Below are 22,132 nucleotides of genomic sequence, written 5' to 3'. Positions count from 1 at the left end.
CTCTAGCCTGTCCTCATGCCTCGTTACGAATTCCGCTGCCGTACCTGCGGCGACACCTTCGAGCTCAGCCGTCCCATGGCCGAGTCCTCCGATCCGGCCTCCTGCCCCGCCGGGCACGACGACACCGTGAAGCTCCTCTCGGCCGTGGCCGTCGGCGGCTCGTCCGCCGCCGCCCCCGCGCCGGGCGGCGGCGGGGGCGGTGGCTGCTGCGGCGGGGGCGGCTGCGGCTAGGACCTGTCGTCCCCTTCCCGTCCGCCCCGCGACGCCTGGCACGCCCTGGCCCCCAGGGGCGTCAGACGACGGCGGCCGCCGCGCGGAAGCGGCGCAGGATCTCCTCCCCCGCCGCGACCCCTCGCTCCGCGAGGACGTCGAGGTGGGGGGCGGTCCAGTCGCTCTCGGCCAGCTCGCCGTGGCCGGGGCGCCAGGCCTTGTCCGCGGCGAGCAGCAGGTCGGCGTCGAGCAGGGAGTCGCCGGCGGCCAGGGTGAGCGAGGCGCCGGTGCGGCGGGCGACCTCGCGGACGGCCGCGCTCTTGGTGAGCGGCTTCGGTACGGCGTACACCTTGCGGCCCTGGAGCGAGACCGTCCAGCCGCGCTCCCCCGCCCAGGCGCCGAACCGCGCCAGCCACTCCTCGGGGAGCCGTTCCCGCTCGACGACGAGGTAGGCGAACAGGTCCTCGGCGACGCGGTGCTTGCGCACCCAGGAGAGGTCCGTGGTGGCGGTGAGGAAGGCGCGGACCTCGGAGAGCGGTGCGCACTCCTCGGCGAGCCGGCGGACCACGGAGGCGTGCCAGTCGGGGTCGGAGACGCCGTCGACGAGGATGTGCCCGCCGTTGGCGCAGATCGCGTACTTCGGTGCGGTGCCGGGGAGTTGGATGCGCTGGTACTGCTTGCGCGTCCGGGTCGTGGTGGGGACGAAGACGGTCTCGTCGGCCAGCCGCGCGAGGAGTCCGGCCGCGTCCTCGGTCATGTAGGAGAGCGGTCTGGACTCGTGGACCTCGACGCAGAGCAGCCGGGGCGCCTGGGCGTCGGGCATGCCGAGGGCGAGGGCGGCGGACGAGTAGATGAGGGTGCGGTCGAGGTCGCTCGCGACCAGCGTCGTGCTCGGAGTCGTACTCACTGGGACACCACCGTCCTGCCGTCGGCGCCTGTCGCACCTCTCGTGTACTGAGGGTGTATCAGACCCACGCAGCTGTACGGGAGTTCGTCGACCACCTCGATCGGGACGCCGCGCTGCTCGGCGAGCAGCCGGACGTGGGCGAGGTCGGCGTCGGCGCCCCGCTTGGCGAGGATCTTCCAGGGGACGCGGCGGAGCAGGACGCGGGTGGTCTCGCCGACGCCCGGCTTGACCAGGTTGACGTCGTGGATGCCGTACTCCTCGCTGATCCGCTCCACGGCGGCCCAGCCCTCCCAGGTGGGGGTGCGGTCGGCGGCCAGGAGTTCCTTGACGTCGGTGTCGACGTCCTCGTGCACCTCGTCGAAGCGGGCGGCGACGGCGTCGAGGAAGTCCCTGGACACGTCCGCCCCGGCCAGTTCGCGGTAGAACTTGCCGCCGTGGAAGTCGTCCGGACCGACGAGGTCGGCGCGCAGGACCGTACGGGAGATCAGGCCGGAGACCGTGGAGTTGAGGCAGGCGGAGGGGATCAGGAAGTCCTCGCGGGTGCCGTAGGTGCGGACGCAGGAACCGGGGTCGGCGAGGACCGCGATCTCCGGGTCGAAGCCCGTGATGCCCTCGGCCGCCTCGAACTCCTTGACCGCTTCGGCGAGTTCGCGGGTGATGGCACCCTTGCCGGTCCATCCGTCGACGAACACGACGTCGGCCGGGTCGTGGTGGGCGGCGAGCCAGCGCAGGGCGTTGGCGTCGATGCCCCGGCCGCGCACGATGGAGACGGCGTAGTGCGGCAGGTCGAGGTCGTGGCGGGCCTGCGCCCAGCGGCGCATGAGCACGCCGACGGGGGTGCCGGCCCGGGCGAGCGAGACGAGCACGGGGCGACGGCCGGGGCGCTCGGCGAGGACGGTCTCGGTGACGGTGCCGACCGCGCGGGCGATCCGGGCGGCCGAGGCCTCCAGGGCGGTGTGGAAGAGCTCCTGGTAGCGGTCGCTGGGCTGGTACTCGACGGGGAGCGACTCGGCGTAGTGCGCGCCGCCGCTCTGGATGGCTTCCTCGCGTTCCTCGGTGGGCGCCTCGAGCTCGACGTCCGAGAGGTCCTGGAGCAGCCAGCCGACCTCTTCGGGTGCGTACGAGGAGAAGTCGGGGCCGCGGAGGGGCTCGGGCAGCATGGAGCTCCTTTCGGGAGCTTCGGTGACCTGGGGCGGGTACGGGGAGGCCGTCGGCGGCGTGTACGAGGGGATGACGGCGAGCAGGACGCGCGGGACGTGCGCGGCGAGCTGGGCGAGCAGGCCGTCCGGGGCGTGCAGGGCCGGGGTGTCGGCGGTGGAGTCGACGACGAGGACGACGGCGTCGAAGCCGGCGCCGGCCACGTTGTAGGCGTAGCGCTCGCCGGGGCCGTCGGCCGGGTCGTCGTGGGCGGGGAAGACGAGCCGGGTGCGTATCGCGTAGCCCGGGTCGTCGACGGCGAGGACGGGCGAACGGGTGGTGGTGGAGTACCGGATCTCGTGTCCGGCGTCCTCCAGGGCGGTGCCGAGACGCAGCGGCGCGTACATCAGCTCCTCGAAGCCGAGGACGAGGGGGCGCCGGGCGCCGTCGAGTGCCTGCCCGACGCGGTCGGCCAGGGCGGGCAGGGCCGCCTCCAGGCGTTCCCGGTGTTCGGGGGTGAAGCCGTGGCGCCCGCCGTCGGGCACCCCGTCCGGCCAGTCGAGCGCGACCCGTACGGGGGCGGAGCCCGGCGCGGGGGCGGGGGCGGGCTCGTACGCCGCCTCGTGCGCCGCCACCAGCGCCCGGCCCTTCTCCAGGACCCCTTCGGGGAGGCGTACGGTGCCGGCGGCGCCGGATATCAGGTCGACGCGGGCGCCTATCTCCGCCGCGAAGGCGTCCAGGCGGCCGAGGTCGGCGGCCGAGCGCATGTCGACGAGGGCGACGACGACGTACCGGTCGCGCGGGTAGCGCTCGTGGAGGGCCCGCACCGTGTTGAGCACGGTGTTGCCGGTGGAGAACTCGTCGTCGACGAGGACCAGCGGCCCGTCGCCCGCGAGCAGCTTCGGGTCCTCGGGCAGCAGCAGGTGCGAGGTGGCGTGCGAGTGCGACTCCTCGAAGCCGCCCGCGCGGGCGACCCCGTCCACCGGTCGCCTGGTGGAGTGGAGGTACGGGGCGAGGCCGAGGCCGTCGGCGACGGCGTGGCCCAGGGCGGTGGCGGTCTCGGCGTACCCGAGGACGACGGAGCGCGCGGCCTCCTCGTCGCCGAGGAGGGCGCGGACGCGCCGGCCGAGGTCGAGGCCGGAGCCGTAGACCACGGAGGGCCGCTGCGGCACGTGCTTGCCGAGCACGCTGGAGACCAGCAGATGCGCGCGCTTGGGGTTGCGACGCAGTGCGAGGCCCAACAGGGCCGGTAGCGACTCGTCGCCGATCAGTTCGACGCCCAGTCGCTCCGCGACCCACGTTCCGGTCCACACCACGTCGTCGACGTCCCTTCGTCAGCCGGCCAGTCCGGCGGTGAGCAGATCCACGAAGCCGACGTCCTCCTTGGCGACGCCGAAGACCTCGGCGCGCAGGAGGGTGCGCTCGGCCCACGCGCGATGCGGCTTCACTTCGTTCATTTTGTTCGTATACGCGGAGCGCAGCACCCCGCCGCCGCCCTGTTCGGGCCGCAGGATGTCCTGGGCGTCGCTCCACTCCTCGTGGCTGACCACGGAGAGTGCGTGCACCGGCACCACATGGGTGGGGTGGATGCAGGTCTTGCCGAGCAGTCCGTTCGCCCGGTCGAGTTCGATCTCGCGCAGGAGGCCGTCGAGGTCGTGCTCGATGAGGGCCGTGCGCAGGTCCTCGGCGCTGCCTTCGAGGAAGGGGCTGCGGCGCAGCTGCGGCTTGAACATGCGCTCGCCGAGCCGGAAGTACTCCCAGACGGGTCCGGTGACGGTGAAGCCGGTGCCGTCGGAGCGGCCGAGGACGTTGACGACGTCGGCGATGACGTGGGCGACGATCTTGACGTCGTACGCGGTCATGTCGGGCGAGCGGCGCAGGCCGTAGGCGGAGCAGAAGTCGGTGACGCCGAGGCGCAGGGCGAGGACGCGGTCGCGGTACTTGTCGGTGATCGCGGCGATCCCGGCGAGGGTCTCGGCCCTGGTCTCCAGGTGGAGGAGTTCGGGGGACTCCAGGACGGGCATGGCGAAGAGTCGCCGGCCGCTGGTCCGCTCGGCCTGGGCGAGGGCTTCGAGGAAGGCGTGGCCGCGGTTCTCGGTGAACTTGGGGAGTACGAATCCGGACAGCAGGCGGACCGTCTCTCCGAGCCGGTCGACCAGCTCGGTGATCTGGCGCGGTTCGCGGACCCGGATGAAGAGCAGGGGTACGTCCGTGGCGGTGTCGGCGTCCGTCACGGTCCCGGCGGCGAGGTCGGCGAACTGGCGCACGAGATTGTTCTCGCCCGCCGCGACGTCGGCGTCGCTGATGGAGTCCTCCAGGCAGAGCACCATGGAGACCACTCCACGGGCGGCCTGCTTGCGCACGTCGTCGGCGAGCCGCGGCCGGGTGGCCGGGCTGTAGAGCGTGGCACCCAGGGCCACGGCGAGCGTGCGGGCGGGCGAGTCCGCCGTGAACACGGCCGGTTCCCGGTGGAAGAGACCGGCCCGCGCCGTGGACGGGATGTGCCCGAAATGACGCATATAAGTCCCCCGTCTACCTCTCTGACCTCTGACGACATGTGGCCGGTAATAGTACGTAGGTGCGGGTGTCCACAGTTCCCCCGACGCGTGAAATTCAGGTAACTCGTCAGCATCCGTCGTCTCGGCCCGGTATCGGTGGTGCCCCCGCGTTGTCCGCGGGTCGACCGGGAGGGCAGGATTGCGGTCATGACGCACGCGATGCTGAAGGGCTCCAACGTCCCTCTCGACACCGCGGCCGTACGGGCCGTGCTCCGCTGGACCCCGGGCCCCGGGGTCCCCGACGTGGATGCCTCGGCCCTGCTGCTCGGGGTCTCCGGCCGGGTGCGGTCCGACGAGGACTTCGTCTTCTACAACCAGCCGCGCCACCCCTCGGGCCTGGTGCGGCGGCTGCCGAAGAAACGGGACTCCGGGGGTCTCACGGACACCGTGGAGGCCGATCTCGGCGGTCTGGACGTCTCCGTCGACCGCGTGGTGATCGCGGCCTCCTCCGACGGCGGCACCTTCCGGTCCGTCTCCGACCTGCGGATCCTGCTCTACGACGCCACGAGCGGGGCGGACCACGAGCCGCTGGCCCTGTTCTCCGTCACGGCGGAGACGGGCGAGGAGACGGCGGTGATCTGCGGCGAGCTGTACCGGCGCGGGGACACCTGGAAGTTCCGCGCCGTGGGCCAGGGCTACCCGACCGGTCTGATCGGCCTCGCGACCGATTTCGGCATCTCCGTCGACGAGGACGCGCAGGACATCCAGGACGCGGCGGCCGCGCAGGACCCGCAGGGGGGCCAGGAGGGCTTCCGGGACGCCCCGGGCTCCCAGGGCGCCGGGGACTCCCCCGGCGCGGCCCAGGAGGGCACGGGGGCCGCCTCCGGCTCCCCAGACCTCGACCTGACGGTCGCCCACCCACCCGTACCCCCGCAGCCGACGATGCCGCCGCCCATGCCCGACCGGGCGCCCGCCTACGGCTACCCGCAGCCGCAGCAGCCGGTGAACGCCCCGGCTCCCGCGTACGGCTACCCGCAGCCGATGCCGGCCCCCGAGCAGAACCCGGCACCGGACTTCCGGATGCCCCCCATGGGCCCTCAGTTCGTCAGGTCCTGAGTCCGGCCAGGGGTCCGGCGCCGATTCCGGTCCCGGGTACGGTCCGGGGCCCGGCGCCGAGGCCGGGCCCGAGTACGGTCCGGGGCCCGGCGCCGAGGCCGGGCCCGAGTACGGCTCCGGGCAGGGGGGCAACGGCTAGGCCTTGGTCTTGTAGCCGCGCCCCCACTGCAGGCCCCAGCCGTACAGCCGGTCCAGTTCGGCCTGGAAGCCGTAGACGAAGCGCACCTCGCGGCGGACCGTGAGGTCGCCCTTCGCGTTCTCCACGGAGAAGACCGCGCACGAGCGGGCCTGCGGGGCGCGCTCGTCGAGATCGATCTCGATCCGGGGGCCGTTGCTCGGGTAGAGCGTGATCTTCGCGTGCGTACGGTCGAAGGCCGGCGTCTGGTCGTAGATGTACACGAAGAACAGCAGGCGCTTGATCTCGTCCTTGTGGTCCAGATTGACGAAGATCGTCTCCCCGGAGGACCCGCCGAAGCGGTCGTCGCCGCTGAGCTTCACGTACGGGGCGTCGTTCAGGTCGCCGAAGAAGCCGCCGAGCGGCTGCACCACGCCCTTGCTGCCGTCCGCCAGCTCGTACAGGCAGCCCAGGTCCAGGTCGACGTTGACCATGCCCTGGGTGTGCGCCTGGACCACCTCCGGCTTGAAGAGCTGGGAGGGGTTGCGGAGCAGCCGCCCGCTCTGGCGCGAGCGCCCTTCGAGGTCCGAGGTCCGCATCCGCCAGGAGAGGTTCACCCGGAGGTTGCCGGTGGCCGCTCCCTGCTTGGTGAGCGAGACGGTCGGGCGCCGTTTCGTCAGATCGATCGTGTTCGACGCGGCGCTGCCCGAGTCGAACTCCGCCGCCCTCCCCGGAAACAGGTTGTCCCAGAAGGCCATGGCGCCTTCACCCCCCACTCATCGCCAACCGCTGATCACCGACACCGCACATGCCTGCGGGGCGGCCGGGTGCACCGGCCGCCCCGCAGTGAAGCGTTCCTCGTTACCGGGGGTGTCACACCCCGGAGGACACCTCGGTCTTGGCCCCCGCGGAACCCGAGCCGCCCTCGGCCTCCGCGAGCCGCTTGTTGCGGCGGACGGAGGACCAGAAGGACCAGCCGATCAGGGCCACACCGATGGAACCGGTGATGATCTCGGGGATCTCGTACTGGATGCTGACCATGAGGATCAGGGACAGCGCGCCGATCGCGTAGTGCGCGCCGTGCTCCAGGTAGACGTAGTCGTCGAGGGTGCCCTCGCGGACCAGGTAGACCGTCAGCGAACGGACGTACATGGCGCCGACGCCGAGGCCGAGCGCCATCAGGACGATGTCGTTGGTGATGGCGAAGGCGCCGATGACACCGTCGAAGGAGAAGGAGGCGTCGAGGACCTCCAGGTAGAGGAACATGAAGAAGGCGGCCTTGCCGGCCAGCTGGACGGCGGAGACCTTCTTGCCGCTGCGCCGTGCGGCTTCCTCGGCCTCGTGCTCGCGCTCCTCCTCCTCTTCCAGCTTGTTCTCGAAGTAGCCGGAGAGGCCGCCGACGATGAGGTACGTGATGAGGCCGGCGATACCGGAGATGAGGACGGTCTGCGCCTTGTCGACGTGCGTTCCGCCGTGCTGGTGGGCGTGGGTCGCGAAGGTCATGGCGCTGATCATCAGGACGATGAGGGCGATGCAGACCGACAGCATGTCGACCTTGCCGAGCTTGGCGAGCGGACGCTCCAGCCAGCCGAGCCACTTGATGTCACGGTCCTCGAAAATGAAGTCGAGGAAGATCATCAGAAGGAACATTCCGCCGAACGCGGCGATCGACGGATGCGCGTCCGTCACCAGTTCCTGGTAGCGGTCGGCATCGTTGAGCGCGAGATCGACCGCCTCGATCGGGCCGATCTTGGCGCTGACGGCCACGATCACGACAGGGAAGACCAGCCGCATTCCGAAGACCGCGATCAGGATGCCGATGGTGAGGAAGATCTTCTGCCAGAAGGCATTCATCTTCTTCAGGATCCCGGCGTTGACCACCGCGTTGTCGAAGGAGAGCGAGATCTCGAGGACGCAGAGGATGGCGACGATCCCGAACGCCTCCCACCCCCCGTAGAGGACGGCTGCGACCAGACCGAGCGCAGTGATCGCGAACGACCAGCCGAAGGTTTTCAGAACCACTGTATACCCCATCGTGAAATTACATGGCTTTACGAAACGTTGACCCCGAAGTCTAGAGCGATGCCCCGCAGCCCGGACGCGTACCCCTGACCGACCGCACGGAACTTCCATTCGCCGTTGTAGCGGTAGAGCTCGCCGAAGATCATCGCGGTCTCCGTGGAGGCGTCCTCGGAGAGGTCGTAGCGGGCGAGTTCCTGACCGTCCATCTGGTTCACGACGCGGATGAAGGCGTTGTTGACCTGACCGAAGCTCTGTCCGCGGTTGTCGGCGTCGTGGATCGAGACCGGGAAGACGATCTTGTCGCAGTGGGCGGGCACCTGGGAGAGGTCCACGATGAGGGACTCGTCGTCCCCGTCACCCTCGCCGGTGAGGTTGTCACCGGTGTGCTCGACGGAGCCCTCGGGACTGCGCAGCTGGTTGTAGAAGACGAAGTACTCGTCCCCGAGGACCCGTCCGGCCTGGCACAGCAGCGCGCTGGCGTCGAGGTCGAAGGGGGCTCCGGTGGTGGAGCGCGCGTCCCAGCCGAGCCCGACGAGGACCTTGGTGAGGTTGGGTGCGGCCTTGGAGAGGGAGACATTGCCTCCCTTGGCGAGCGTGACGCCCATGATTCGGTTCCTCCCCGGTGGTGATGAGGCACGTCCGGCGCCGCACGGGTGTGCGGCGCCGGACGGTTAGAACGGTTCGGCTCAGACGTTGACGCCGAAGTCCTGCGCGATGCCGCGCAGGCCCGAGGCGTAGCCCTGGCCGACGGCGCGGAACTTCCACTCGGCGCCGTGGCGGTACAGCTCGCCGAAGACCATGGCGGTCTCGGTCGAGGCGTCCTCGGACAGGTCGTAGCGGGCGATCTCGGCGCCGCCGGTCTGGTTCACGACGCGGATGAACGCGTTGCGCACCTGGCCGAAGGACTGCTGACGGTTCTCGGCGTCGTAGATCGAGACCGGGAAGACGATCTTGGTCACGTCGGCCGGCACGGTGGCCAGGCTGACCTTGACCTGCTCGTCGTCGCCCTCGCCCTCGCCGGTGGTGTTGTCACCGGTGTGTTCGACGGAGCCGTCGCCGCTCTTCAGGTTGTTGAAGAAGACGAAGTCGCTCTCGTTACGGACCTTGCCCTCCTCGGTCACCAGGATGGCGCTGGCGTCGAGGTCGAAGTCCGTACCGGTGGTGGTACGGACGTCCCAGCCAAGACCGACGGTCACGGCGGTGAGGCCAGGGGCCTCCTTGGTCAGCGAGACGTTGCCGCCCTTGCTGAGGCTGACTCCCACGAGTCCCTCCATAGGTTTTCAGGGGCAGCGCCCCCGGTCGTGCGTTGGCATCGGATCAACGACTGGATCCTAGTGACGGGTTCCCGGTCGAAACAGTCGATTCGCCCGATGAATCCGAGGGTGTCGACTCCCGGGAGGGACCGGGGCGGCTCCCGGAGCGTCCCCGGCGGGGCTCAGAGGGCGTCCAGGGCCTTGAGGTACTCGCCCAGGTCACGGGCGTCCGGCAGGGCGTTGACGACGGTCCAGCGGACGACACCGTCCTTGTCGATGATGAAGGTGCCGCGCACGGCGCAGCCCTTCTCCTCGTCGAGGACCCCGTACGCGCGGGAGGCCTCGCCGTGCGGCCAGAAGTCGGAGAGCAGCGGGAACTCCAGGGACTCCTGCTCGGCGAAGACGCGCAGGGTGTGGATGGAGTCGTTGGAGACGGCGAGGAGCTGGGTGTCGTCGTTGACGAAGGCCGGGAGGTTGTCGCGCAGCTCGCCGAGCTCGCCGGCGCAGACGCCGGTGAAGGCGAAGGGGTAGAAGAGCAGCACCACGTTCTTCTCGTCGCGGAAGCCGGAGAGCCGAACGGTGCGCCCGTGGTTGTCCCTGAGCTCGAAATCCGGGGCCTTGGTGCCGACCTCGATCGCCATCGCGTACGCATCCCTCTTCGCGGGGCCCTGACCTTGGGCCGAAACGGTGATCCCACCCTACGGCCTGCGCCGAGAAGCCCCCGCCGGCGAACCGGCGGGGGCTTCTCGCAGCGTGGTGATCAGCGCTTGGGGGCGGTCAGGCGGGTGCCCGTCCAATCCTTGGCGACGCTGATGCTCTTGGTCTGGGAGAGACCAGCTGTCTGCGCGGCATCGTTGATGTCGGACGGCTCGATGTAACCGTCGCGGCCGGTCTTCGGCGTCAGCAGCCAGATGGTGCCGCCGTCCTCCAGAAGACCGATGGCGTCCACCAGGGCGTCGGTGAGATCGCCGTCCTCGTCGCGGAACCAGAGGACCACGGCGTCTGCGACGTCGTCGTACTCCTCGTCCACGAGCTCGGCCCCGATGATGGACTCGATGCCTTCACGGAGATCCTGGTCGACGTCGTCGTCGTAGCCGATCTCCTGGACCACCTGTCCGGGCTCGAACCCCAGCCTGCCGGCCGGGTTGGTCCGCTCCTCCGCGTGGTCCGCGGTCGCGCTCACGGCTTGCCTCCTGCTCATTCGGTAAATGCTTTGGGCCGCGCGTATGCGCGCGGCGCTGGCCGTAGTCCACACGTGCCGGGGTGGATCGCGCAAGTACCCGGCCGTGGAGACCGCCGAAACGGTGACGTTTGGGGCCGTCTCGCCGCAACTTTCGGCACCGTAGGCTCCCTCTCCGTGATCAGGCACACATGATTCGTCCCGGATTACGAACTTCTGCGGTTTCAGTCTGCCGAACGCCCGGACGAAACGCATGCGCGGGTTGAGCGTAAGGTTGCGATTTGACCCACCCAGACACGTGGAGGACACCGCTGGGGGTTACCCGTCGGTAAATGTGACGTCTGGCGCAGGCGGGGTACACGATGGACATCCCGACCACTTCGTGGCCCCGTGGGCACCACCGAACAGCGAAGGAAGAGCGTGGCTCCCGGATCCGATCGCAACCCGATCATCATTGGCGGCCTTCCCAGCCAGGTCCCGGATTTCGACCCGGAAGAGACCCAGGAATGGCTCGACTCCCTCGACGCGGCCGTCGACGAGCGGGGCCGTGAGCGGGCCCGCTACCTCATGCTCCGGCTCATCGAGCGGGCCCGTGAGAAGCGCGTGGCCGTGCCCGAGATGCGCAGCACGGACTACGTCAACACGATCGCCACCAAGGACGAGCCCTTCTTCCCCGGCAACGAGGAGATCGAGCGCAGGGTCCTCAACGCCACCCGGTGGAACGCGGCCGTCATGGTCTCGCGCGCCCAGCGTCCGGGCATCGGCGTCGGCGGTCACATCGCGACCTTCGCCTCCTCGGCCTCGCTGTACGACGTCGGCTTCAACCACTTCTTCCGCGGCAAGGACGAGGGCGACGGCGGCGACCAGATCTTCTTCCAGGGGCACGCCTCCCCCGGCATCTACGCCCGCGCGTACCTCCTCGACCGGCTGAACGACGCCCAGCTCGACGGCTTCCGCCAGGAGAAGTCGAAGTTCCCGAACGGCCTCTCGTCGTACCCGCACCCCCGGCTGATGCCGGACTTCTGGGAGTTCCCGACCGTCTCGATGGGCCTCGGCCCGCTCGGCGCGATCTACCAGGCCCGGATGAACCGGTACATGGAGGCGCGCGGCATCGCCGACACCTCGAAGTCACACGTCTGGGCGTTCCTCGGCGACGGCGAGATGGACGAGGTCGAGTCGGTCGGCCAGCTCTCCATCGCCGCCCGCGAGGGCCTGGACAACCTGACCTTCGTGGTCAACTGCAACCTCCAGCGGCTCGACGGCCCGGTGCGCGGCAACGGCAAGATCATCCAGGAGCTGGAGTCGATCTTCCGGGGCAACGGCTGGAACGTCATCAAGCTGATCTGGGACCGCTCCTGGGACCCGCTGCTCGCGCAGGACCGCGACGGCATCCTGGTCAACAAGTTCAACACCACCCCGGACGGCCAGTTCCAGACGTACGCCACGGAGACCGGCGGCTACATCCGCGACCACTTCTTCGGCGACGACCACCGGCTGCGGGCGATGGTCGAGGGCATGTCGGACCAGCAGGTCCTGCACCTGGGCCGCGGCGGCCACGACCACAAGAAGATCTACGCGGCCTACGCGGCGGCGAAGGCCCACACGGGCCAGCCGACCGTGATCCTCGCGCAGACCGTCAAGGGCTGGACGCTCGGCCCGAACTTCGAGGGCCGCAACGCGACCCACCAGATGAAGAAGCTGACGGTCGACGACCTCAAGCGCTTCCGCGACCGGCTGCACATCCCGGTGACCGACCGGCAGTTGGAGGACGGCCTGCCGCCGTACTACCACCCGGGCCGGAACTCCGAGGAGATCCAGTACATGCACGACCGCCGCAACGCGCTGGGCGGGTACGTCCCGACCCGCGTGGTGCGGGCGAAGCCGCTGGCCCTCCCCGACGACAAGACCTACGCGGCCGCCAAGAAGGGCTCCGGGCAGCAGTCGATCGCCACCACGATGGCCTTCGTCCGCATCCTGAAGGACCTGATGCGGGACAAGGAGATCGGCAAGCGCTTCGTGCTGATCGCCCCCGACGAGTACCGCACCTTCGGCATGGACGCGTTCTTCCCGAGCGCCAAGATCTACAACCCGCTGGGCCAGCAGTACGAGGCGGTGGACCGCGAACTCCTCCTCGCCTACAAGGAGTCGCCGACCGGTCAGATGCTGCACGACGGCATCTCCGAGGCCGGCTGCACGGCCTCGCTGATCGCCGCCGGCTCGGCCTACGCCACGCACGGCGAGCCGCTGATCCCGGTGTACGTCTTCTACTCGATGTTCGGTTTCCAGCGGACCGGCGACCAGTTCTGGCAGATGGCCGACCAGCTGGCGCGCGGCTTCGTGCTCGGCGCCACCGCCGGCCGCACCACGCTGACCGGCGAGGGCCTCCAGCACGCGGACGGCCACTCGCACCTGCTCGCCTCGACCAACCCGGCCTGCATCGCCTACGACCCGGCGTTCGGCTTCGAGATCGCGCACATCGTCAAGGACGGTCTGCGCCGCATGTACGGCTCCGAGGCCGAGGACGTCTTCTACTACCTGACCGTCTACAACGAGCCGATCCAGCACCCGGCCGAGCCCGAGGACGTGGACGTGGAGGGCATCCTCCAGGGCATCCACCGCTTCAAGGCGGCCGAGGCCGGCACCATCCCGGCCCAGATCATGGCCTCGGGTGTCGCCGTGCCGTGGGCGGTCGAGGCGCAGCGGATCCTCGCCGAGGAGTGGAACGTCCGGGCCGACGTCTGGTCCGCGACCTCCTGGACCGAGCTGCGCCGCGAGGCCGTGGCCGTCGAGGAGCACAACCTGCTCCACCCGGACGAGGAGCAGCGCGTCCCGTACGTCACGCGCAAGCTCCAGGGCTCCGAGGGTCCGTTCGTGGCGGTCTCGGACTGGATGCGCGCGGTGCCGGACCAGATCTCCCGCTGGGTGCCGGGCACCTACGGCTCGCTCGGCGCGGACGGCTTCGGCTTCGCGGACACGCGGGGCGCGGCCCGGCGCTACTTCCACATCGACGCCCCGTCGATCGTGCTCGCGGTGCTGACCGAACTCGCCCGCGAGGGCAAGGTCGAGCGGTCGGTCCTGAAGCAGGCCGTGGACCGCTACCAGCTGCTCGACGTGTCGGCCGCCGACCCGGGCGCCGCGGGCGGCGACGCCTGATCCGGTAGCGCTCGGGGGCTCCGTCGGCACGGAGCGCCTGGTGAGGGCGGTGGGACCTTGGTCTCGCCGCCCTTCCGCGTTCTCTACGATTCCCGGCATGAGGGATCGCTGGGAAGAACGCACGCGGGTACCGCTGCTCGCGCTGGCCGTGGCGTTCGGCGTCGCGTACGCCGTGCCGATCGTGGCTCCCGGCGCCGCGCCGTGGGTGCACCGGCTGTGCACCCAGGTCGAGTGGGTGGTCTGGGCGGCCTTCGCCCTGGACTACCTGGTCCGGCTCGCGATCGCCCCGGCCCGCTGGGCCTTCGTCCGCTCCCACCCCCTCGATCTGCTCGCGGTCCTGCTGCCGATGGTGCAGCCGCTGCGGCTGCTGCGGGTCGTCTCCACGCTCCTCCTGGTGGGCCGGCGGGCCCGGATGGCCCCGCAGATCACGCTCACCACATATGTGGCGGGTGCGGTCGTCGGGTTGATGATGTTCGGCTCGCTGGCCGTGCTGCACGTCGAGCGCGACGCGCCGAACGGCAACATCAGGACGCTCGGGGACGCGGTCTGGTGGTCCTTCACCACGATGACCACGGTCGGCTACGGCGACCACGCCCCGACCACCGGCCTCGGCCGGGTCCTCGCGGTGGGCCTGATGCTCTCGGGCATCGCGCTGCTCGGTGTCGTCACCGCGAACATCGCGGCCTGGTTCATCTCCCGTTTCGACCGGGACGACGCGGTGGAGCGCCGGCAGACGGAGCTCCTGGAGGCGCTGACCCGGGAGGTCCGCGACCTGCGCGCGGAGGTCGCCCGCCTCGCGGCCCCGTCCCCGGCCCCCACCTCGGCACCAGCACCGGCACCGGCACCGGCACCGGCCACGATCCCGGTCCCCGGGCCGATGCCCGGGCCGGCCCCGGAGGGAGCGGCGGGCTCCCCCGCCCCTACCGCTCCCAGAGCTTGAACGCTCTGACCTCGTAGGGCGACTGCGGCACCCACGTCCCCTTGCCCGGGTAGGTCTCGAACTCGCCCGTCTCCGCGCACTCCGCCGACTGGTACGTGGTGACCGGCCGTCCCGTGCGGTTGGCGAGGGACTGCGCCGAGGTGCCGGCCGGCAGGGCGACACAGCTGTCGATGTCGGTCGTGGCCAGTTCATGGGTCTGAGCCCTGCCCTTGAAGTCGGGCTTGGACCAGAGGCAGAGCCGTCCGGGTCCGCAGGCCCCGAGAGCCGTCCCGGGCGGCGCGGCGGCCGCCGGGGCCACCGGGGCCGCCAGGAGCGCCGTCAGGACGGCCGCGACGGCGAGCACCGCCCTCACGTACGCCCCCTTCGCGTCCGTGCCGTTCGCGTCCGTGCCCTTCGCGTCCGTGCCCTTCGCGCGCACGCCCTTCGTATACAGGTCCTTCGTATACATGCTGATGAGCCCCCGTTTCGTCACTCTCCGTAACCACGAGCATGGCGGAGGTCGGCGTGCAACGGAAGAGGGGCCGCCCCCGTTCACGCGAACGGGTGACGGCCCCCTACGGGAACCCTGACGAGGTCAGATGTGACCGCCGCCCATGCCCGCCTCCGCGTTCTCGCCGCGCTTGGTGAGCGTGGCGACGAGGGCCGCGACGACGGCGACCGCACCGGCGACCGTGAAGGCCAGACCCATGCCGTCGAGGAACGTGTCGTGGATGACTCCGGTGATCCGCTGGAGGAGGTCGGGGGTCATCCCCGGCGCCTGGGCCAGCTCCGTCGGGGCCATGCCGAACTCGGCGGCCTGCTCGAGCTGCGGGTTGACCGGGGCCTGGATGCCGGCGTCCTGCCAGTTGCCCGCGAAGGAGTCGGCGACCTTGGAGGACATGACGGCGCCGAGCACCGCCGTACCGAGCGCGCCGCCGACCTGCATCGCGGCCTGCTGCAGACCGCCGGCCACGCCGGAGAGCTCCAGCGGCGCGTTGCCGACGATGACCTCGGTGGCGCCGACCATGACCGGGGCGAGACCCAGGCCGAGCAGCGCGAACCAGAGCGACATCACGAAGGTGCCGGTGCCGGCGGAGAGCGTGATCATGCCGAACATCGCGACGGCCGTGCAGACCATGCCGCCGACGAGCGGCACGCGCGGCCCGAACCTGGTGATCAGCGCGCCGGCCAGCGGCGAGGAGACGATCATCATCGCGGTCAGCGGCAGCAGGTGCAGACCGCTGTCGACCGGGCTGAGCCCCTTCACGCCCTGGAGGTAGAAGGTCACGAAGAACAGGCCGCCCATGAAGGCGAAGGCCATCAGGACCATGAGCACGACACCGGCCGAGAGCGGCACGGAGCGGAACATGGCGAGCGGGACGAGCGGCTCCTTGACCTTGGTCTCCCAGAAGGCGAAGACGGCGAAGAGGAGCAGCGCCCCGATCAGGCAGCCCCAGGTCTTGCCGCTGGACCAGCCCCAGGACTCGCCGGCCTTGATGAGACTCCAGACGAGGGAGGCCATGGCGCCGGAGAGCAGCAGGATGCCGAGGACGTCGAAGGAGCGCGGTGCGTTCTCGGCCCGGTGGTCCTTGAGGATGACCAGGCCGAGGACGAGGGCGACGACGCCGACGGGCACGTTGATGAAGAAGACGGACTGCCAGCTGACGTGCTCGACGAGCAGGCCGCCGACGATCGGGCCGCCCGCCGTGGAGGCACCGATGACCATGCCCCAGATGCCGATGGCCATGTTCAGCTTCTCGGCGGGGAAGGTGGCGCGCAGCAGGCCGAGGGCGGCCGGCATCAGCAGGGCGCCGAAGAGGCCCTGGAGGACGCGGAAGCCGATCACGGCCCCGATGGAGTCGGAGAGGCCGATCGCGCCGGAGGCCACGGCGAAGCCGGCGATGCCGATGAGGAAGGTCTGCCGGTGGCCGAAGCGGTCGCCGAGCTTGCCCGCGGTGATCAGGGCGACGGCGAGCGCGAGCAGGTAGCCGTTGGTGATCCACTGGACCTGGGCGAGGGAGGCGCCGAGGTCGTTCTTGATGGCGGGGTTGGCGATGGCGACGATGGTGCCGTCGAGGGCGACCATCATCACGCCCACGGCCACGCCGAAGAGGGTCAGCCAGGGGTGGCCGCGCAGTCCCTTCGCCGGGCCCGGTACGGGTTCCCGGACGCCCCCCTCGCCCTGCGGGGCCTTTTCCACGGTGGTCTGACTATTCATGCGAACGAGGCTAGTGACAGTCACTGACAATTGACAAAGCGATTCACGCGTCGGTAACTGTCACGTAGCTCACAGGTACGCTGAGCTGGACGAAATGCCTGGAAAGAGGACGTAGACGTGACCGTGCCCGGCCTGCGCGAGCGGAAGAAGCAACGCACGCGCGACGAGCTGACCCGGGTGGCCCTGGAGCTCTTCACCACCCAGGGGTACGAGCGGACCACCGTCGACGAGATCGTCGACGCCGTGGAGGTCTCCCAGCGCACCTTCTTCCGGTACTTCTCCTCCAAGGAGGAGGTGGCCTTCGCCGTCCAGCAGATGGTGGAGGAGCGCTTCGTCGAGGCCCTCGGGCTGCGGCCGCCGGGCGAGGGCCCCTTCGACGCGATGCGCAACGCCGTGCTCAGCGGCTGGGACACCATCGGCGACGCCATCGTCGAGGTCGTGCCGGTCGAGCTGTACCTGCGCACCTTCCAGATGATCGAGTCGACGCCCGCGCTGCTCGCCGTCCATCTGCGCCGCTCCACCGAGATGGAGGAGACGATCGCGCGGATCATCGCCGACCGCGAGGGCCTCGACGTGGACGGCGACCCGCGCCCCCGGATCGCGGTGGCGGCGTTCAGCGGTGTGATGCGAGTCACGGGCCAACTCTGGGGCCGGGGTACGGACCAGAGCCTGGAGGCCATCCGCGCCCTCACCGAGGAGTACCTCGACCACCTCGGCCCGGCCCTCGCCCCGCACTGGCGGGGCGAGGACCGCGAGGACGGCCCGGAGCCCGGGTCCCCGTAGGACCGGGCGGCACGAGGTCCGGGCCCCGTCGGCCGCCGAAAGCGGGCCCGCGGCCGTTCACCCTCGCCCCGTAGGGTGGCCGCCCTATGACCTCAGTCGAAGCCGCCTCCCCCACCCTGATCGTCGTGCGCACCCTCCTCGCGCTCGCCGTCGTGTTCGTGCTCCTCGCGACCACCGGGTGGACCACGATCCGGCACCACCCCTCGCCCGGCCCGTCCCGCGAGGCAGCGCTCGCCGCCTGGGCCCGCGACCGGATCGACCACCGCCCGCCGCCGGAGCCCGGCGCCCCCGCCCGTACCGTCGCCGCGTTCTTCGCCGGACTCGGCCAGGCGCGCGCGGCCCGGCTCGCCGAGCGGCACCCGCTCGTCGTCGGCAATCTCGACGGCGCCCCGGTCTCCCTGCGCTACCGCGCCAACCGGATCGCCCTCGGCCGGGTGCTCACCGCCGAACGGGACAGCGTCGACGACAGCAGGCTCTCCGCCGAGGGACGGCACGAGGCGCGGCGCCGGGTCGACCGCTTCACCTCGCTGATGCGGCCCGGCCGGCAGATCCTCGCGTTCGACCCGGGCGGTACGGGGCGGACCGCCGAGGTCTTCGGGGACCTGGACCGGGCCCGGCGCGTCTCGGTGATCGTCCCGGGCGTGGACACCAACCTCCTCACCTTCCAGAAGACCCACGGCCGGTACAGGGCCCCCGTCGGCATGGCGGAGGCGCTCTACGCCGCCGAACGCCGGACCTCGCCCGGCACCGAGGTCGCGGTGATCGCCTGGGCCGACTACACCGCGCCCGTCGGGGTCGGGATCGACGCGATGACCGGCCGGCTCGCCGAGCAGGGCGCCGAACGGCTCGTGGGGCTGGCCGAGGCGCTGCCGGGCCACGCGCGCGTGGCGCTGTTCTGCCACAGCTACGGCTCCGTGCTCTGCGGGGTCGCCGCTCCCCGGCTGCCCGCCCGGGTGACCGACCTCGCCGTGGCCGGGAGCCCCGGGATGCGGGTCGAGCGGGCGGCCGAACTCGGCGGCCACGCGCGCGTGTGGGCGATGCGGGACGCCGACGACTGGATCGCGGACGTGCCGCACCTGGAGGTGGCCGGCGTCGGGCACGGCGCGGACCCGGTGACCCCGGAGTTCGGCGCGCGGCTGCTCTCGGCGCGGGGGGCGATCGGTCACAGCGGCTATTTCGAGCCGGGGACCGAGAGCCTCGGCAACTTCGCCGCGATAGGCGTCGGCGCCTACGGGAGCCTCGTCTGCGCACGTGCCGACAGCGCTTGCCACGACGGAATATCCGGCGCGGAAGGTCGCTGACGCGCGTAGATCACGTCATTTCGGGACCTGTCACGGGGGCGACGCACGGACACGCGCCATTTACGATGAGGCGTATGGGTGATGAGCTGGCCGGAAATCATGCCACCTGGGAGTTCGAGAGCGACGCCCTCCTCATCCGTTTCGATCGGGGGAACCGCACGCCGAAGCTGCTCAGTGTGCTGCGCGAACGACGGGTACCGCACGAGGCGTTGGCGTCCGTGACGCTCACGCCCGGCAAGCGGGGCACCGTCGTGCTGCACGCCGTGCCGAGGCCGGGTGCCGACCCCCTGATGGAAGCGGCGGCGGGACAGCTCCCGGAGAACAGCGATCCGTACCGCCTGGTGCTCCCGGCGGAGAAGGAGACGCTCGCCGAGTACTACCGGGACGAGCTGCGGACCCTTCTCACGGACGGAGCGGACAGAGCCGACGGGGCAGGCGGAGCCGACGGGACAGGTGGGGCAGGGGGAGCGCCGGGGGTCAGCGGGACGACCGGGGCCGCCGGGACCTTGTACACCGAGGACGCCTCGGGTGCCCCGGGTCCTTCGAGCGTCCTGGACGTGCCGCCCGCCGACCGTTTCCTGGTCGCGCCGCCGTCGGGTCCGCAGTCCTTCAAGGCGTACGACGGGAAGGCGAGCTTCGACGGGCAGTCGGAGGTCGCGTTCCGCTGGTCCTGGACGGGGGCGTCCTCCGAGAAGTGGAAGGCGGGTGACCAGTTCTTCCACGTACGGGACCTCTGCGGGGTCGAGTGGCGCTCGCCGGACGTGCTCGACGGGCATCTGCGCCTGGTGCCCCGGGGCGGCGATCCCCGGGCGTCCCAGCCCGACCGGGACCCCGCCTCCGTCGTCTTCGGTCTGGGGTACGGGCCGGTGCACCTGTCCCTCCCCTTCGCGGCGGCGGTCCTGGCGGCGATCAGGAGCGCGGACCGCGTGCCCGTCCGCGTCGCGGCGCCGGGGGCGGTGGCCGAAAGGATTCGGCACCTGGGTGAACTGCACCGGGCGGGACTGGTGACGGACGAGGAGTTCTCGGCGAAGAAAGCGGAACTCCTGGCCGAGCTGTAGCGGTGTCCCGCCGCGCCCGGCCCCCTCGGCGAAGGACCCTCCGGAGGGGTGTCATACCCCGGTATCAGGCCGGAGCCCGGTCCCCGGTATGACGTCGGAGGGCCGGGCGGCTGCCTACCCTGAGCGGGTCATGGCTACCGAACCGCGGCACGAGCCGCCACCCCACCGACAGCCGGGCCCGCCCGGCCGGCCGAGCCGGCTCCAGCGGCTCGGCAGGCCCGGTCGGCTCAGCACCCGGACGCGCGAGATGTTCCAGGGGCTCGGCACCGCGCTCACCACCCCCACCACCCACGGGGCGCCCCTCTTCGCCGAGGCCTCCTCGCGGTGGGTGCGGCTGCTGCCGTACGCCGTCGCCGTCGCCTTCGTCGCCTCGCTGCTCCCCACCACCGTCCACCTCCTCTCCGGGGACTACGGCGTCAACGGGGCCCTCGCCGGGGCCATCGGCACCGCGCAGACCGCGCCGCTGCTGCTCGCCGTCAGCCGCCCCCTCCAGGCGTGGTGGATCGTCTTCGCCGCCGACGTGCTCGGCGCGCTCGTCCTGCTCGCCTCGGACGGCCCGCGCGCGCAGCTGTGGCCCTGGACCCCGCCGATCGTCGTCGGCTACTGCGCGCTGATGATCGCGCTCGGCCTGCGCGAGTCCCGCCGGGCCCTGTTCGGAGTCTGGCTGGCGACGGGCGCGGCCGGGTACGTCCTGGAGGCGTTCCGGCCGGCCGGGTACACCAGCGTCCACACCCTGCTGCTCGTCCTGAGCGGGGTGCTGCTCCTCCTCACCTCGGCGGTACGCGCGCGGGGGGACGCCCAGCGCAAGCTCGTGGAGCAGGAGACCATCAGCGAGGCCGAGCGGGCCCGCCGCACGCTCCTGGAGGAGCGGGCGAGGATCGCGCGCGAGCTGCACGACGTGGTGGCCCACCACATGTCCGTGATCACCGTGCAGGCCGACTCGGCCCCGTACCGCATCCCGGACCTCCCGGACGCGGCCCGCGAGGAGTTCACCTCGATCGCGTCGAGCGCGCGCGAGTCGCTGGCCGAGATGCGCCGGCTGCTGTCCGTGCTGCGCAGCGACGGCGCCGAGGGCGAGCGGGCCCCGCAGCCGGGCCTGGACCGGGTCCAGCAGCTGGTCGAGGCGACCGTGCGGGCCGGGGTGCCGGCCGAGTTGCGGCTCGCCGCCGACCTCGGGGACGTACCGCAGGCGGTGGACCTCTCGGCGTACCGGATCGTGCAGGAGGCCCTCGCCAACGTCGTCCGGCACGCGCCGGGGGCGTCGACCCGGGTGTCGGTCCGGGCGGACGACGGCTGGCTGACGGTGCTCGTGGTCAACGGGCCCTCGCTGGAGGGGCGTTCCGCGGTGGAGCGGGGGGCGTCCGGTACCGGGCACGGGCTCGTCGGCATGCGGGAGCGCGTACGGTTGACGGGCGGCTCCCTCGACACCGGGCCGCTGCCGGACGGCGGCTTCCGGGTCGCGGCCAGGCTTCCCCTGCGTACGAAGGACCCCGAGTGACCATCCGCGTGATCATCGTCGACGACCAGGCCATGGTGCGGGCGGGTTTCGCCGCGCTGCTCGCCGCGCAGCCCGACATCGACGTCGTGGGCGAGGCGCCGGACGGCAGGCAGGGCGTCGACGTGGCGCGCTCGACGCACCCGGACGTGGTGCTGATGGACGTGCGGATGCCGGAGCTGGACGGGCTCGCCGCCGCCCGGGAGATCCTGCACCCGCCGGTCGGGGTCACCCACCGGCCGAAGGTGCTGATGCTGACCACCTTCGACGTGGACGACTACGTGTACGAGGCGCTGCGCGCCGGTGCCTCCGGCTTCCTCCTGAAGGACGCGCCGCCCGCCGATCTGATCGGTGCGGTACGGGTGGTGGCGGCGGGCGAGGCGCTGCTCGCCCCGTCCGTGACCCGCCGTCTCATCGCCGACTTCGCCGCCTCCCGGCCCGCGCCGCGCCGGGACACCACGGCGCTCCGGCTGAACGGTCTGACCCCGCGCGAGACCGAGGTCCTCGAACTGATCGCCCGGGGCCTGTCGAACCAGGAGATCGCCGACCATCTGGTCCTCGCCGAGCAGACGGTGAAGACCCACATCGGCCGGGTCCTCGCCAAGCTGGACCTGCGCGACCGGGCGCAGGCGGTGGTCTTCGCGTACGAGTCGGGACTGGTGACCCCGGGTACGACCTGACGGGTCGGCCACACCCCCGGGGGCACCGGCGCTCCGCCCGGGGGACGCGGGCGCGCCCGGGTTCCGGTCCCGCCCGCACCCGCCCCA

The 22,132-nt window shown here is 71.3% G+C and carries 20 protein-coding genes; 9 read left to right on the top strand and 11 right to left on the bottom strand.

Annotated elements, in window-relative coordinates; all coding sequences use genetic code 11:
- The first annotated feature begins 15 nt into the window (after window positions 1–15).
- Window positions 16–231: an FmdB family zinc ribbon protein gene (locus tag ABT129_RS13210; RefSeq protein ID WP_351900293.1), complete on the top strand. Its 216-nt coding sequence runs from the start codon at window positions 16–18 to the stop codon at window positions 229–231.
- 61 nt (window positions 232–292) lie between these two features.
- On the opposite strand, the gene ABT129_RS13205 is transcribed toward ABT129_RS13210, so the two are convergent.
- The 3 genes from ABT129_RS13205 to ABT129_RS13195 are packed head-to-tail and all read right to left on the bottom strand — an operon-like array spanning window position 293 to window position 4,773.
- Window positions 293–1,117, bottom strand: coding sequence for an HAD family hydrolase (locus ABT129_RS13205; RefSeq protein ID WP_351900291.1), 825 nt, complete (start codon window positions 1,115–1,117; stop codon window positions 293–295).
- A complete protein-coding gene (locus tag ABT129_RS13200) occupies window positions 1,114–3,570 on the bottom strand; it encodes a phosphoribosyltransferase (RefSeq protein ID WP_351900289.1) in 2,457 nt (818 codons plus the stop codon). The genes ABT129_RS13205 and ABT129_RS13200 overlap by 4 nt, the downstream gene beginning before the upstream one ends.
- A gap of 18 nt (window positions 3,571–3,588) precedes the next feature.
- Complete coding sequence (locus tag ABT129_RS13195; protein ID WP_351900287.1) at window positions 3,589–4,773, bottom strand: HpcH/HpaI aldolase/citrate lyase family protein; 1,185 nt, start codon at window positions 4,771–4,773, stop codon at window positions 3,589–3,591.
- 186 nt (window positions 4,774–4,959) lie between these two features.
- Between ABT129_RS13195 and ABT129_RS13190 the strand changes: the two genes are divergently transcribed.
- On the top strand, window positions 4,960–5,868 hold the full coding sequence (locus ABT129_RS13190) for a TerD family protein (protein ID WP_351900285.1): 909 nt from the start codon (window positions 4,960–4,962) through the stop codon (window positions 5,866–5,868).
- 135 nt (window positions 5,869–6,003) lie between these two features.
- Here the strand turns inward: ABT129_RS13190 and ABT129_RS13185 are convergent, their stop codons facing one another.
- The 6 genes from ABT129_RS13185 to ABT129_RS13160 all read right to left on the bottom strand — a co-directional run bounded on the left by ABT129_RS13185 (window position 6,004) and on the right by ABT129_RS13160 (window position 10,441).
- Window positions 6,004–6,741 (bottom strand): TerD family protein, encoded by a 738-nt coding sequence (locus tag ABT129_RS13185; RefSeq protein WP_351900284.1) that lies wholly within the window; start codon window positions 6,739–6,741, stop codon window positions 6,004–6,006.
- Window positions 6,742–6,856: 115 nt separating this feature from the next.
- Window positions 6,857–8,005, bottom strand: a complete 1,149-nt coding sequence (locus tag ABT129_RS13180; RefSeq protein WP_351900282.1) for a DUF475 domain-containing protein — start codon at window positions 8,003–8,005, stop codon at window positions 6,857–6,859.
- Between the two features lie 29 nt (window positions 8,006–8,034).
- Window positions 8,035–8,610 (bottom strand): TerD family protein, encoded by a 576-nt coding sequence (locus ABT129_RS13175; protein WP_351900280.1) that lies wholly within the window; start codon window positions 8,608–8,610, stop codon window positions 8,035–8,037.
- A gap of 81 nt (window positions 8,611–8,691) precedes the next feature.
- Window positions 8,692–9,267: a TerD family protein gene (locus ABT129_RS13170; RefSeq protein ID WP_351900279.1), complete on the bottom strand. Its 576-nt coding sequence runs from the start codon at window positions 9,265–9,267 to the stop codon at window positions 8,692–8,694.
- Window positions 9,268–9,440: 173 nt separating this feature from the next.
- Complete coding sequence (locus ABT129_RS13165) at window positions 9,441–9,899, bottom strand: peroxiredoxin (protein WP_351900277.1); 459 nt, start codon at window positions 9,897–9,899, stop codon at window positions 9,441–9,443.
- 119 nt (window positions 9,900–10,018) lie between these two features.
- Window positions 10,019–10,441, bottom strand: coding sequence for a DUF3052 domain-containing protein (locus tag ABT129_RS13160; protein ID WP_189829444.1), 423 nt, complete (start codon window positions 10,439–10,441; stop codon window positions 10,019–10,021).
- Window positions 10,442–10,858: 417 nt separating this feature from the next.
- On the opposite strand from ABT129_RS13160, the gene aceE reads away from it, so the two are divergent.
- Entirely contained in the window at window positions 10,859–13,591 is a 2,733-nt protein-coding gene (aceE, locus tag ABT129_RS13155) for a pyruvate dehydrogenase (acetyl-transferring), homodimeric type (RefSeq protein ID WP_351900275.1), read from the top strand.
- 97 nt (window positions 13,592–13,688) lie between these two features.
- A complete protein-coding gene (locus ABT129_RS13150; RefSeq protein ID WP_351900273.1) occupies window positions 13,689–14,531 on the top strand; it encodes a potassium channel family protein in 843 nt (280 codons plus the stop codon).
- Here ABT129_RS13150 and ABT129_RS13145 read toward each other — a convergent pair.
- Both ABT129_RS13145 and ABT129_RS13140 read right to left on the bottom strand, forming a co-directional pair.
- Window positions 14,512–14,979: a peptidase inhibitor family I36 protein gene (locus tag ABT129_RS13145; RefSeq protein WP_351900271.1), complete on the bottom strand. Its 468-nt coding sequence runs from the start codon at window positions 14,977–14,979 to the stop codon at window positions 14,512–14,514. The two genes, ABT129_RS13150 and ABT129_RS13145, sit on opposite strands and share 20 nt — an antisense overlap.
- A 126-nt stretch (window positions 14,980–15,105) precedes the next feature.
- Window positions 15,106–16,599: an MFS transporter gene (locus ABT129_RS13140; RefSeq protein WP_502981749.1), complete on the bottom strand. Its 1,494-nt coding sequence runs from the start codon at window positions 16,597–16,599 to the stop codon at window positions 15,106–15,108.
- Window positions 16,600–16,845: 246 nt separating this feature from the next.
- Here ABT129_RS13140 and ABT129_RS13135 point away from each other — a divergent pair, with 246 nt between their 5' ends.
- From ABT129_RS13135 to ABT129_RS13115, 5 genes are all read left to right on the top strand, one after another.
- On the top strand, window positions 16,846–17,511 hold the full coding sequence (locus tag ABT129_RS13135; RefSeq protein WP_351900267.1) for a TetR/AcrR family transcriptional regulator: 666 nt from the start codon (window positions 16,846–16,848) through the stop codon (window positions 17,509–17,511).
- A gap of 86 nt (window positions 17,512–17,597) precedes the next feature.
- Entirely contained in the window at window positions 17,598–18,812 is a 1,215-nt protein-coding gene (locus ABT129_RS13130) for an alpha/beta hydrolase (RefSeq protein ID WP_351900265.1), read from the top strand.
- Between the two features lie 74 nt (window positions 18,813–18,886).
- Entirely contained in the window at window positions 18,887–19,870 is a 984-nt protein-coding gene (locus ABT129_RS13125; RefSeq protein WP_351900263.1) for a DUF4429 domain-containing protein, read from the top strand.
- Window positions 19,871–19,958: 88 nt separating this feature from the next.
- On the top strand, window positions 19,959–21,368 hold the full coding sequence (locus ABT129_RS13120; RefSeq protein WP_502981742.1) for a sensor histidine kinase: 1,410 nt from the start codon (window positions 19,959–19,961) through the stop codon (window positions 21,366–21,368).
- Window positions 21,365–22,045 (top strand): response regulator, encoded by a 681-nt coding sequence (locus ABT129_RS13115; protein ID WP_351900261.1) that lies wholly within the window; start codon window positions 21,365–21,367, stop codon window positions 22,043–22,045. Before ABT129_RS13120 ends, ABT129_RS13115 begins: the two co-directional genes overlap by 4 nt.
- The last annotated feature ends 87 nt before the right edge of the window (window positions 22,046–22,132 follow it).

It is taken from the genome of Streptomyces sp. NPDC002057 (assembly GCF_040296665.1).
Classification (GTDB): domain Bacteria; phylum Actinomycetota; class Actinomycetes; order Streptomycetales; family Streptomycetaceae; genus Streptomyces.
Note: the sequence above shows the minus strand (reverse complement) of the source record. Positions and strands in the feature narration are given on the sequence as shown.

Excerpts from the sequence above, each read along its gene's own strand:
- ABT129_RS13210 (WP_351900293.1), top strand. The coding sequence starts at position 16 with ATGCCTCGTTACGAATTCCGCTGCCGTACCTGCGGCGACACCTTCGAG.
- ABT129_RS13195 (WP_351900287.1), bottom strand. The coding sequence starts at position 4,773 with ATGCGTCATTTCGGGCACATCCCGTCCACGGCGCGGGCCGGTCTCTTC.
- ABT129_RS13190 (WP_351900285.1), top strand. The coding sequence starts at position 4,960 with ATGACGCACGCGATGCTGAAGGGCTCCAACGTCCCTCTCGACACCGCG.
- ABT129_RS13185 (WP_351900284.1), bottom strand. The coding sequence starts at position 6,741 with ATGGCCTTCTGGGACAACCTGTTTCCGGGGAGGGCGGCGGAGTTCGAC.
- ABT129_RS13175 (WP_351900280.1), bottom strand. The coding sequence starts at position 8,610 with ATGGGCGTCACGCTCGCCAAGGGAGGCAATGTCTCCCTCTCCAAGGCC.
- ABT129_RS13165 (WP_351900277.1), bottom strand. The coding sequence starts at position 9,899 with ATGGCGATCGAGGTCGGCACCAAGGCCCCGGATTTCGAGCTCAGGGAC.
- ABT129_RS13150 (WP_351900273.1), top strand. The coding sequence starts at position 13,689 with ATGAGGGATCGCTGGGAAGAACGCACGCGGGTACCGCTGCTCGCGCTG.
- ABT129_RS13145 (WP_351900271.1), bottom strand. The coding sequence starts at position 14,979 with ATGTATACGAAGGACCTGTATACGAAGGGCGTGCGCGCGAAGGGCACG.
- ABT129_RS13140 (WP_502981749.1), bottom strand. The coding sequence starts at position 16,599 with ATGATGGTCGCCCTCGACGGCACCATCGTCGCCATCGCCAACCCCGCC.
- ABT129_RS13130 (WP_351900265.1), top strand. The coding sequence starts at position 17,598 with ATGACCTCAGTCGAAGCCGCCTCCCCCACCCTGATCGTCGTGCGCACC.
- ABT129_RS13125 (WP_351900263.1), top strand. The coding sequence starts at position 18,887 with ATGGGTGATGAGCTGGCCGGAAATCATGCCACCTGGGAGTTCGAGAGC.
- ABT129_RS13120 (WP_502981742.1), top strand. The coding sequence starts at position 19,959 with ATGACGTCGGAGGGCCGGGCGGCTGCCTACCCTGAGCGGGTCATGGCT.